This window comes from Allobosea sp. P4_E12 (assembly GCF_056401655.1).
Window position 1 is genome coordinate 17,366 of the sequence record NZ_JBFUIY010000051.1, and the last position, 11,481, is coordinate 28,846.

Genomic DNA, 11,481 nt, shown 5'->3' on the forward strand with positions numbered 1-11,481 from the left:
GCTCATGCCACTGCCCGCCGCGCTGCTGCCGCGATCTTGGCCGCATCCGGCAGCACGGCGTTTTCGAGCGGCTCGCTGTAGGGGATCGGAATATCGTGGGTCGCAACGCGTTCGACGGGAGCGTCGAGCTCGTCGAATGCCGTTTCCATGATGGTGGCGCTCAGCTCCGCGCCATAGCCGCAGAAGCGCCAGCCTTCATTGACCACTACGGCGTGATGGGTTTTGGYGATCGAGGCCCGGATGGTGTCGCGGTCGAGCGGGCGCAGGCTGCGCAGGTCGATCACCTCGGCGGAAATTCCTTCGCCGGCGAGGAGTTCGGCCGCCTTCAGCGATTCGACTACCATGCGCGAGGAGGCGATGATCGAGACGTTGCTGCCTTCCCGCGCGATGCGGGCCTTGCCGATCTCGACCAGATGATCGCCGTCCGGCACCTCGTCGCGGCTGTTGTAGAGGAGCTTATGCTCAAGGAAGATCACCGGGTGATCGTCGCGGATCGCAGCCTTCAGGAKGCCCTTGGCGTCGGCGGCAGTCGCCGGTGCGACCACTTTCAGGCCGGGAATATGGGCGACGAGCGCGTCCAGGCTCTTGGAATGCTGTGCCCCGGCACCAGCCCCGCCGCCGCCCTGGGTGCGGAGCACGAACGGCATGGTGACCTGACCGTTCCAGATATAGTTGTAGATCGATGCCTGGTTCATGAGCGCGTCGATGCTCAGGGGCAAGAAATCCGCATACATGATTTCGAGCACGGGTCTCGTGCCGGCCATCGCGGCAGTGACGGCCATGGCGGTCAGCGTCTGCTCGGAGATCGGTGTGTCGCGAACACGCTCGGGGCCAAATTCCGCGAGCAGGTCCTTCGTCACCTTGAAGACGCCGCCATAGACCGCGATGTCCTCGCCGAAGAGCCAGACATTGGGATCGCGCTGCATTTCCTCGCGCAGGGCGGCACGCAGGGCTTCGGCATAACGCATCATTGCCATCACACGGCTCCAGCGTAGTAGGGGGCGCTCGGGGCATGGTCGACGAAGCCCGGCAACGGATCAGCCAGCGCTTGGTCGACGGCGGCATCGACGGCAGCACGTGCTTCGGCGCCGACAGCATCCAGGTGTGCCGGCGATACGCTTGCGGCCAGCGAGCGGCGGGCGAGGACGATCGGGTCGCGCTCGCGCCACGCTRCACGGTCTTCTGCGCTCTGATAGCCGCCGACATCGCTGGTCGAGAACCCGACCATCCGATAGGTCTTGGCTTCGACAAGCGAGGGGCCTTCGCCGCGCCGCGCCCGGTCGACCGCTGCGGCCACCGCCCGATAGACGGCCGTGATGTCGTTGCCGTCGACACTGTCGCCAGGCATGCCATAGCCGGCAGCGCGAACCACCAGATCCGGAACCGAGGACTGGGTCGAGTGATGCGCGGTCAGACCGTACTGGTTGTGCTCGAGCACGAAGACGACCGGCAGCTTCCACAAGGCTGCGATATTCATGGATTCATGGCAGATGCCGGTCTGTGCGGCGCCGTCTCCGAAGAGGCACATGGCGACGCGAGCGCCGCCATCGGCGCGATTGCGCATCTGGAGCGAAACCGCAAAGCCCGTGGCTGCCGGGATTCCGCCGCCGACGATAGCATTGCCCCCGAGAAGGCCGTTCGCGACATCGGCAATCAGCATATGACCGGCGCGGCCAGCGCATGTCCCGGTTGAACGGCCGAGAATCTCGGCCACGATCGGATGAAGTCCGACGCCCTTGCCGACGTAATGGGCGTGGCCGCGATGGGTGCTGGTCAGCAAATCGGAGGCATCGAGCATCGCAGTCGCGCCAATGCCAACCGCTTCCTGTCCGTCGCAGCGATGGATCGGGCCGCGGGTCTTGCCGGCCTTGTGAAGCTCACCCAGCCGTTCCTCAAGATGCCGCACCGCAATCATGCGGCGCAACATCTCGATCTGTTCGTCAATCGTGGGCGAATTCCTCATCGTCGGTGTTCTCCGCGCGGTCGAGTCGAGCGTCCTGATGCGAGACGTTCGCCGCGCGTGACCGGCGCATGCGTGGAGAAAGCCAAGCGTTTTCGGAGATCGGCTCTAGCGCATTTCCCGACAGAGCGCTATAAGTGTACGCACAATGGAATGCACTATTTGCACGGCGGCGAACGTTCGATCTCGAGAGGGCCTCGTGCCCGATCGGCTTGGACGTTTCTCTGTCCCACATGAGTTGAGCGGGCAGAGCGCTTCCGCAAACATGGAGAAGCACGATGATCTTCGACCACCGCGTCTACACGGCCCGACCAAACCGTCTTCCGGACTTCCTGCGGCTCTATGAGGATGTCGGCCTGCCGATGCAGCGCCACTATCTGGGTGAGCCCTTCGGCTTCTTCCAAACCCATATCGGCGATCTCAGCCGTGTCGTTCATCTCTGGAAATACGACAGCCTCGCCGACCGTGAAGCTCGCCGCGATGCGATGGAGGCCGATCCGGCGTGGCAAGCCTATCGCCGCCAGGTGGTCGAGGCCGATCCGCTGATGGACATGCGCAACCAGATTCTGAAGCCGGTATCGTTCTTCAACCCGAAGGCTTGACCCGGTCGGCTTGCCGGTCCACGCGGAATCCTGATTTCATGAAACTCGATTTCTTTGCCGGCAACGAGAGTTGGCGGATCGCCTGCGATACCGCGCGCGCGCCCCGCACGCTTCGGTCCCTGGCCTCCACCCTGCCGGCGCCTCTGCAACTCCACACGCCCAAGATCGCAGGCCAGCACATCTACTGGCATGCACCGTTCGTCGAGGACGCCGAGGGCGGGGTCGATGTCATGGAGGCGCCTCCCGGCGCCTTCCTGTATTGGCCGGCGCGGCAGTTCCTCGAGCTGACCTTCGCACCCCTTCAGGCCGAGACCGCCACGGTCACGCTGCTGGGCCAGATCGAAGGTGGCCTGCCCGCCTTGCAGGCGCTTGGCCTGAGCCTGCGCGAAGGACATGGAGTGAAGGCGTTCGACGGGCGGCTGGTGCTCGCCGAGGGCGCGCAGCCACAGATGACGGCGTCCCCGGCTTCGAGCTTGCCCGAGGCGCTCGTCGCGCGGCGCGAGACGCTGTGGCGGGCCAGTCCGCCGGATATCGACGGCATGCTCGCCTCGCGCGCGATCATGCACCCCTCCGGCCCGCTCTTCCTGGCCGAATCCGAGGCGCGCATCCTGCAGGAGCTGCTGTGGTGGGTCCGCAGCGGTCTCGCGAGCGAGGAGCCGCAGGTTTCGCGGAGCGTCGCCGCGCTGGCCTGCAACAAGGCCGGTACCCGCCTGCGCGACTTCTGCCATCTCGGTGAGAGCGCCGAAATCCTGTTTGCGCTCGAGGCTGCGTTCCGGCGCCCGGAGATTGCGCTGGCGGAGCTGACCGACGAGGCGATCCTGTGTGCAGGTCGTCTCGCAGCCTGGCTCGACCTGCGGATCCCGTGGTCGGCCGTCAACGGTGCCGTCCGCACGGCACTGGACGCGAGGGCCGAAGCGGCATGACCAGCGCGCTCGCTCCCCTGCAAGATGGCGGCACGCTCGCCTTCACCGAGACCGGCGCCGGCGTGCCGCTTGTCCTGATCTCAGGGCTGGGCGGGCTCGCGTCGTTCTGGAAGGATTTCGCCAGCGTCTGTGCCGGCCATTTCCGCGTGATCACTTACGATCATCGCGGCGTCGGGCGTTCGAGCCCACTGGACGGATCGACCAGCATCGCCGCGATGTGCGACGATCTCATTGGCCTGCTCGATCATCTGGGCATTGAGCAAGCGATGATCCTCGGCCACTCCACCGGCGGCGCGATCGCGCAGCGATTGGCGATAGACAATCCGCAACGTCTTTCGCGCCTCGTCCTCTCGGCGACCTTCGCGCGACCGTGCGCCTATATGGAGCGACTGTTCGCCGGCCGTATCGAGATCCTCGACCGGCTCGGCGTCGATGCCTATCGACGTCATGCCGTCACCCTGCTGAACGCGCCGTACTGGCTCGCCGAGAACGACGCCCGCGTCACTGCGGAGCTGACCGGCGGTGCGCCTGCGACCGAACGGGACGCCGCGACCATCCGCGCGCGTATCAAGGCTGTGCTGGGACATGGTGTCGACGAGTCCCTCGATACGATCGCCTGTCCGGCCAGGATCGTGGTCGCGGCCGACGACATCGTGACCCCGCCCTATCACTCCGAGCGCCTCGCGCATTCCATCCCCGGCGCCGAACTCGCCGTGCTCCCTCGTGGCGGTCACTACGCCATGCGGGCTGAGCCGGCGCTCTACCGGGACGCAGTACTCGATTTTCTGCGCGGCTGACCGGCCCGCATGACAAGGATCTGAACCGATGCAAGACATTCTGGGACGTGGACCGATCGGCGTCGTCGGCCTCGGCACGATCGGCCAGCGCTGGGCGGCGACCTTTGCCCATGCCGGCTATGACGTATCCTGCTATGATCCCGATCCCGCCCGCTGGGAGGCCTTTCAATCCCTGCGCGCAACGCTTGCCGACGACCTGCAGCGTCTTTCGCCGGCCAAGGCCGAAACGGGAGACATTCGCTTCGCGAGCGATCTCGCAACCGCGATGGCCGGTGTTCGCTTCGTCCAGGAATCGGGGCCGGAGCAACTCCCATTGAAGCAGGCACTGCTGGCGGAGATCGAACAGCATATCGCTGCGGATGTGGTGATCGCGTCCTCCTCTTCGGCCCTGCTCGTCTCGGACATGCAGTCGGCCTGTGCGCATCCCGAGCGGGTGGTCCTCGCCCACCCGTTCAATCCCGTCCACCTGATGCCGCTCGTCGAGATCGTCGGCGGGAAGGCGACCTCGCCGGAGGTCGTCGAGCAGACGCGTGCCTTCTATGAGGATCTCGGCAAGAAGCCAGCCGTGCTCCGGCGCGAGGTCACAGGCCATCTGGCCCTGCGGCTRATGGGAGCGATGTGGCGCGAGGCCATCGCACTCGTCGAAAGCGGCGTCGCGACGGCGGAGGATGTCGACCGAGCCTTCTGCTACGGCCCTGGCCCGAAATGGACCTTGCAGGGCTCGTTCATCTCGAACCACCTCAACGCCGAGGGTATCGAAACCTTCCTGACCAAATACGGCAAGACCTATCAGGACATCTGGGACGATCTCGGCGATGCCCGGCTTGATACCCCGACCGTGTCACGCGTGGCGAAAGCCGTGCGTGAGGCGATCGGTGAACGCAGCGATGACGACCTGCGCAGCCAGCGCGATGCCGGGCTGGTCGACCTGCTGCGGGTGATGTCGCAGCGTGCGGCACTCTGAACGCAGGCAATGAAGAGGACCGGATGATGCAGAGCGCCTTCCCCTATCAAACCGCCCTCGTCACGGGCGCATCGCGCGGAATCGGCGCCGCGATTTGCCGCAAGCTCGCGACCCTTGGGCTTACGGTCTACGGCGTTGCACGTAGCGAGGATGCACTCGCAACCGTCGTCGCCGAGGCCGGGGTCATCCCGGTGGTTGCCGATGTTCGCGATGTTGCGGCGATCGTCGCCGCGCTCGACGGGGCCAAGATCGACATCCTGGTCAACAATGCCGGTATGGTCGCCTCGGTGAAACCGCTCTACGAGCAGACCGCGGAGGAAATCTCCGAGACGATCGCGGTGAACTTCACTGCGCCCATGCTGCTGATGCAGTCGTTACTGGGCGGCATGGTTGAGCGTCGTCGCGGTCATGTCATCAATATCACGACGACTGCCGCACGCGGCGTGTTTGCGGGAACGTCGGCCTATGGTGGGGCCAAGGCGGGGCTCGCCCATGCCGGTCGTTCTCTGCGTTACGATCTCGCCGGCAGCAATGTCCGCGTCACCGATCTCGCTCCAGGCCGCGTCGAGACTGACATTTATCTGCAGGCCTTCGCGGGCGATCGCGCCCGCCTGCATGATTCGATGTATGGCGCCGTTCGGGCGCTGAAACCGCAGGACATCGCTGAAACGATCGCGGCCGTGCTTGCCCTGCCTGAGCATGTCGACGTCACCGAAATCGAGGTGTCGCCAACCGATCAGGCTGTGGGCGGTCATGTCTACAAGTCGCAGCCGGCCTGAAGGAGGGGGGCTCAGGGGCGCCTGCCCGGCCTCCCGTCAGTGAGCTTGGCAAGAACGGCGTCGCAGGCCGCGGTCCAGCCTTCTTTGGCGCCGTGCTCGGACAGCACCGTAAGGCCGCGCTCCGTGATCCCGCCTGGCGTCGCGAGATTCGCAATCAGCGTTTCGACCGGCTCCGGCCGTTCGGCAATCATCCGGCCAGCCGCCACGAAGGTCGTCGCGGCAAGTTCGCGGGCTGCCTCAGGGCTCATGCCATGAGCGACGGACCAGTCGCGACCGAGGCCGATGAGGCTCTGAGCCCAGCCATAGATGGCGGCGCTGACCGTTGCGGTCTCGAACTGGGCTTCATTCTCAAGGACAATGACGGGGCCGAGCCGTGCGAGCAGCGCCTGGACTTCGGGAAAACTCGGGAACGCCGTTGTCGGGCTCGCGCCGAGAGATGCGGCTGTGAGCGGCATGATCCGCATGACGCGGGCAGGGGCGGCGGCTCTTTCCAAATGCGCAATGGGCACGCCCGCGCAGGCCGAAACCAGGATATGCTCCGGGCGCCATGGCAGATGGCAGATAGCTGCAATGGCATCGGCCGGCCGCGTCGCGAGAAAGATGATGTCCGCACCGGATATGAGCGTGGAATTGCACTCGGCCAGCTCAAGCTCATGGCGTTCGGCCAGTTTCGGTCCCTGACCGCGCGGCGACAGGGCGAGGTGGGGAACCGTCTGCTGGTCGCGCAAGAGGCCTTCAATCATCGCCTCGGCCAGATGGCCGACTCCGAGAAATGCGATCCGTGTCATGATGATCCCAAGAAGAAGCTGCCGGCCGGATTCGGAGGGCGCTGGTTGATTTTTTCCGGTTGCGCGATTTGAAGCTTGCACTGACCGCTTCTTGGTGATGCGAGAGCGGGGAAACGTCGTCGACAATGAGAGACGGAATGCCGAAGACCGCGAAGGCCCCGACCGTCAAGGCAGCCCCACCGCGTCGGGCGGCGGACAGCGCAGAACGCGCCTATCGCGCGATTCGGCAGCAGCTCGTCGAATTCAAGATGCGGCCGGAGGAGCGCATCAACGAGGTTCATCTGGCGCAGATGCTGGAGCTGTCGCGCACGCCGGTCCGAGAAGCGCTGAACAGGCTGGCCAGCGAGGGGTTTGTCGTCTTCACGCCCAACAGGGGCTTTTACTTCCGCGGCCTCGATATCGACGATCTCGTCGATCTGTTCGAGATGCGCTCCATCATTGAAACCGGCGCGTTCGCTCTTGCGTGCGAGCGCGTCGATCAGGCTGGGATCGAGCGCCTTCAGGCGTTCTGGGAGGATGCGCGTCGGCGCTACGCCAACAACGATCCCGACGAGATCCTCGAACTGGACGAAGCCTTTCATGTCCATGTCGCCGAGCTTGCCGGCAATCCCGAGGTCGTGCGCCAGCTTATCGGCGTCAACGCCCGAATCCGGTTTATCCGACGAGTCCAGATCGAAAACGGCCCGCAACACTCGAGTCTCGTCGGGGATCATTCGCGGATCGTCCAGGCGCTTGCTGAGCGCGACGCCGCAAAGGGCATTGAGATTCTGCGCGCACATATTTCGCTGACTTTCGCCGAGGCGCGCAGTGTTCTCAAGGATGCGCTTCTGAAGATTTTCGTGCCGGAAGAGTCGGGGTCGGTACGGCGCCGGGCACGCGTTCCGCGGAACTGACATCCCGATCCGCCTACGGGATATGAGGACGTGGCGAGACCCGCTGCGTCTCTGACGCGCATTTCCTTCCGCCGCGCGTTTGCGCGCGCGCTCACTCGGCCGGCAAATGTCAGCCGGCGAGGCGGGACTGCGTGCAGGTAATGCCCGCCTGCCAAACCAGCTGCTGACATCGCGATCGTTCTTATTCCCTATGCCCCGCGATTCGGGGTGCTGGATGCGGGGCCTCGCATGGCCTGCCCACCCTTGCGCCACGCGCGTTCTCATCTTTGTGCAACGGCCAGAAATCGAAGTTTCAAAAGTGCCTGTACAACTGCATGCACTTATGACACGGTCACTGGTGTCAGGGGAAGCGGCTCCGCGCAAAACGGTAGTGAGATGCTCGATCACGTACTCGGCCTGGACCATATCGTTGTTGCCGTGAGCGAACTCTCGGCATCGGCCGAACGTTGGCGCGCGCTGGGGTTTTCGGTGTCGCCGCGTGGTCTCCACAGCGACTATCTCGGCACCGCCAATCACACGATCATGTTCGAGGACGACTACGTCGAACTGCTCGGCGTGCTTGCCCCGACGGACTTCAATCGGCCGACCCGCGACTTCCTCGCCGCGGGAGCGGGGCTGGAACGCCTCGCGATGCGGACTGACGATGCGCAGGCGGCGCTCGATACGCTCAAGAGAGGCGGCATTTCGGCGACTGGGCCGTTCGAATTCCGTCGGCCAGTCGAACTGGGCAGCGGCGGCGTGGGAGAGGCGGGGTTTCGCATCTTCCAATGGCCGCTCGAGCCAGCGCCTGCCGGTGTGCGCCTCTTCGCCTGCCAGCATCTGACGCGCGAGACCGTCTGGCTGCCTGATCTCGTCAGCCATGCCAATGGTGCCCGCGCCCTGAGCCGCATCGAGATCGTGGCTGAGGATCCGCCGGCTGCCGCGGCGCTCTGCGCGCAAATGCTCGGCCTCACATTCGCGCGGGGCGAGGACGGTGGTTTCTGCGTCGCTATGCGCCCGCGGGGGGCGGATCTCGTCTTCATGGATGCGCCGAGTTTCGACAGGCGTTGGCAGGTCGGCGCGCAGGCTCAAGGCACAGGCTGCGGAATTGTCCTCGACGTCGCGGCTGGCACGACCGCCGAGCCATTCGCCGAATGGAGCATAGCCGGCGAATGGCCGCTGCATTGCGCCTCCGTCGAAGGGGCTCTGATTGGCTGGGAAGCCGGAAGGCGGTCCGCGCGGCCTTGATCGATCGCCTGACGCCAGCAGGCCTGAATTCACAATAATGGAGGGGAACATGACTGCATCAACATTTACGCGTCGTCAGATGCTCGCATCGGCCGGTGCGGCGGCGCTGCTAGCGGGCTCGCCGATCGGAGCGTTCGCCCAGGAGCCGCGGCGGGGCGGTACCGTGACCGTGCACATGCCGCAGGAGCAGCGCATCCTGAACCCCGCATTGCGGGCCTCGACCGGTGTCTATGTCATCGCCTCCAAGATCATGGAGCCGCTGGTCGACCTGAACGAGAAGGGCGAACTCGAGCCCATGTTGGCGACGAGCTGGGAAGGTTCGCCGGACGGCAAGACCATCACGATCAAGCTGCGCGAGGGCGTGAAGTGGCACGACGGCAAGCCCTTCACCTCCGCTGACGTGCAGTACACGGCGATGGAGCTGTGGAAGAAGCACCTGAACTACGGCACGGCGCTGCACTCCGCCCTGGAGGCGGTCGATACGCCGGACGCGCATACGGCGATCTTCCGCTACAACCGTCCGATGCCGATGGACCTGTTCATGGGCGCCGCGCCCGACCTGGGCTACATCGCGCCCAAGCACATCTACGAAGGCACCAACATCCTCGACAACCCGGCGAACGTCGCGCCGATCGGAACAGGCCCGTTCAAGTTCGCGCAGTATGAGCGCGGCCAGTATGTCATCGCCGAGCGCAACCCCGATTACTGGCGCAAGGGTTACCCCTATCTCGACAAGATCATCTGGCGCTTCATCACCGACAAGGCCGCGGCGACTGCCGCGATCGAGGCCGGCCAGGTCCATATGAGCAACTATTCCTCGCTGCCGCTGGCCGACATCGATCGGCTGGGCAAGGACGCCCGCTTCGAGGTCTCCTCGCGCGGCAACGAGCGCCAGCCCTTCCAGAACACGATCGAATTCAACCTGCGTCGCAAGGAACTCGCCGATGTCCGGGTCCGCCGTGCCATCGTACACGCGGTCGACACCGATTTCTTCATCGAGAACTTCCTGTACGGCAACGGCAAGCGGGCGCACGGGCCGATTCCGTCCGTCTCGACCAATTTCTACAAGGCGGGAGCGCCCGACTATCCGTTCGACGTCAAGAAGGCCAACGCCCTGCTCGACGAGGCTGGCTTCAAGCGCGGCTCCGACGGCACGCGCTTCTCGCTCAAGATGCTGAGCCCGCCCTTCGGCGAGGACATCCCGCTCTGGTCGACCTTCATCCAGCAGTCGCTGCAGCAGGTCGGCATCAAGGTCGAGCTTCAGCGTCCCGATGCGGCGACCTATCTCACGGCCGTCTATCGCGACTGGAATTATGATCTCTCGACCGGCTGGCACATCTATCGCGCCGATCCGGCGATCAGCACCATGGTCTGGTACCGCTCGGGCAGCCCGAAGGGCACCGCGTTCACCAACCAGTGGGGCTGGGAAGATCCCAAGGCCGACAAGATGATGGACGATGCCGCCTTCGAGATCGATCCGGCCAAGCGCAAGGCCGCCTATCCCGAGATCGTCAAGCTGCTGAACACCGAGCTCCCGCTCTGGATGGCGACAGAACGCCAGTTCATCTCGGTCACCAGCAAGAAGCTCAAGAACCACCACAACAATCCGCGCTGGCCTTCGAGCCACTGGGCGGATCTCTGGATCGAATCCTGATCCTGGCGCGCCCCAGAAAAGTACGGCCATGCACATTCTCAAACTGGCCGGACGACGCCTGATGAGCAGCGTTCCGACGCTGCTCATCCTGCTCGCCGGATTATTCGTGCTGCTTCAGTTCGCGCCCGGCGACACGGTTGATGCATTGATGGCGCAGATGGGCGGTGGCGACCCTGCCACTGCGGCAGAGTTGCGTCGCTTCTATGGGCTGGAAGGCAGCGCGGCTGTCCGCTTGCTGGACTATCTCTGGCGGCTCGTCCGTCTGGATCTCGGATTCTCCGCGATCTACAACAAGCCCGTCGCCACCGTTATCCTGGAGCGGCTGCCGGCAACGCTCCTGCTGATGTTCTCGGCGCTGAGCTTCGCCTTCTTTGCCGGCATGCTGCTTGGCATCGTCTCGGCACAGCGCGTGAACGGCTGGGCCGATACGCTGATTTCGCTGCTCGGCCTCATCTTCTATGCCACGCCGTCCTTCTGGCTCGGGCTGATGAGCATCGTCGTCTTCTCGATCTGGCTGGCCTGGCTCCCGCCCGGTGGCTTTCAGGAAATCGGTGCCGGGCTGACGGGCATTTGGCTGGTGCTCGATATCGCACGGCATCTGGTCCAGCCGACGATCACGCTCTCCCTGATCTTCCTCGCCATCTATCTGCGCATCATGCGCGCCTCGATGCTCGAGGTCTCGACGCTGGATTTCGTGCGAACCGCCCGGGCAAAGGGCCTGAGGCAGAGCGAGATCGTCCGGCGGCATGTCCTGCGGAACGCTCTCTTGCCGATGGTCACGCTGATCGGCCTGCAAGCCGGCACGATGCTGGGTGGTTCGGTCGTCATCGAAAGCGTGTTCTCGCTCCCCGGCATCGGGCGGCTCGCATACGAATCCGTAGTTCAGCGCGATCT

12 protein-coding genes are annotated in these 11,481 nt (G+C 64.7%); 9 read left to right on the top strand and 3 right to left on the bottom strand.

What is annotated here, in order from left to right; genetic code table 11:
• Positions 1–2 precede the first annotated feature (2 nt).
• Positions 3–977 carry an alpha-ketoacid dehydrogenase subunit beta gene (locus tag AC1DW9_RS33350; protein ID WP_476855319.1) on the bottom strand — a complete coding sequence of 325 codons (975 nt, stop codon included), beginning with the start codon at positions 975–977 and terminating at the stop codon, positions 3–5.
• Positions 977–1,963 (bottom strand): thiamine pyrophosphate-dependent dehydrogenase E1 component subunit alpha, encoded by a 987-nt coding sequence (locus AC1DW9_RS33355; RefSeq protein ID WP_476855320.1) that lies wholly within the window; start codon positions 1,961–1,963, stop codon positions 977–979. Before AC1DW9_RS33355 ends, AC1DW9_RS33350 begins: the two co-directional genes overlap by 1 nt.
• A 275-nt stretch (positions 1,964–2,238) precedes the next feature.
• Between AC1DW9_RS33355 and AC1DW9_RS33360 the strand changes: the two genes are divergently transcribed.
• The 5 genes from AC1DW9_RS33360 to AC1DW9_RS33380 are packed head-to-tail and all read left to right on the top strand — an operon-like array spanning position 2,239 to position 6,025.
• Positions 2,239–2,562 (top strand): NIPSNAP family protein, encoded by a 324-nt coding sequence (locus tag AC1DW9_RS33360; protein WP_441507415.1) that lies wholly within the window; start codon positions 2,239–2,241, stop codon positions 2,560–2,562.
• A 38-nt stretch (positions 2,563–2,600) separates the two neighbouring features.
• On the top strand, positions 2,601–3,485 hold the full coding sequence (locus AC1DW9_RS33365) for a hypothetical protein (protein WP_441492752.1): 885 nt from the start codon (positions 2,601–2,603) through the stop codon (positions 3,483–3,485).
• Entirely contained in the window at positions 3,482–4,282 is an 801-nt protein-coding gene (locus AC1DW9_RS33370) for an alpha/beta fold hydrolase (protein ID WP_441507414.1), read from the top strand. The genes AC1DW9_RS33365 and AC1DW9_RS33370 overlap by 4 nt, the downstream gene beginning before the upstream one ends.
• Positions 4,283–4,310: 28 nt before the next feature.
• On the top strand, positions 4,311–5,246 hold the full coding sequence (locus AC1DW9_RS33375; RefSeq protein WP_441507413.1) for a 3-hydroxyacyl-CoA dehydrogenase family protein: 936 nt from the start codon (positions 4,311–4,313) through the stop codon (positions 5,244–5,246).
• 26 nt (positions 5,247–5,272) lie between these two features.
• Positions 5,273–6,025: an SDR family oxidoreductase gene (locus tag AC1DW9_RS33380; RefSeq protein WP_441507412.1), complete on the top strand. Its 753-nt coding sequence runs from the start codon at positions 5,273–5,275 to the stop codon at positions 6,023–6,025.
• An 11-nt stretch (positions 6,026–6,036) separates the two neighbouring features.
• Here AC1DW9_RS33380 and AC1DW9_RS33385 read toward each other — a convergent pair whose 3' ends face one another.
• Positions 6,037–6,813, bottom strand: a complete 777-nt coding sequence (locus AC1DW9_RS33385; RefSeq protein ID WP_441507411.1) for a pyrroline-5-carboxylate reductase family protein — start codon at positions 6,811–6,813, stop codon at positions 6,037–6,039.
• A 137-nt stretch (positions 6,814–6,950) separates the two neighbouring features.
• Here AC1DW9_RS33385 and AC1DW9_RS33390 point away from each other — a divergent pair, with 137 nt between their 5' ends.
• The 4 genes from AC1DW9_RS33390 to AC1DW9_RS33405 form a co-directional block, all read left to right on the top strand.
• Complete coding sequence (locus AC1DW9_RS33390) at positions 6,951–7,706, top strand: GntR family transcriptional regulator (RefSeq protein WP_441492757.1); 756 nt, start codon at positions 6,951–6,953, stop codon at positions 7,704–7,706.
• Between the two features lie 375 nt (positions 7,707–8,081).
• Positions 8,082–8,933, top strand: a complete 852-nt coding sequence (locus AC1DW9_RS33395) for a VOC family protein (protein WP_441492758.1) — start codon at positions 8,082–8,084, stop codon at positions 8,931–8,933.
• A 49-nt stretch (positions 8,934–8,982) separates the two neighbouring features.
• Complete coding sequence (locus tag AC1DW9_RS33400; RefSeq protein ID WP_441492759.1) at positions 8,983–10,587, top strand: ABC transporter substrate-binding protein; 1,605 nt, start codon at positions 8,983–8,985, stop codon at positions 10,585–10,587.
• 28 nt (positions 10,588–10,615) lie between these two features.
• Positions 10,616–11,481, top strand: an 866-nt coding sequence (locus AC1DW9_RS33405; protein ID WP_476855321.1) for an ABC transporter permease, incomplete at its 3' end; no start/stop codon positions are given.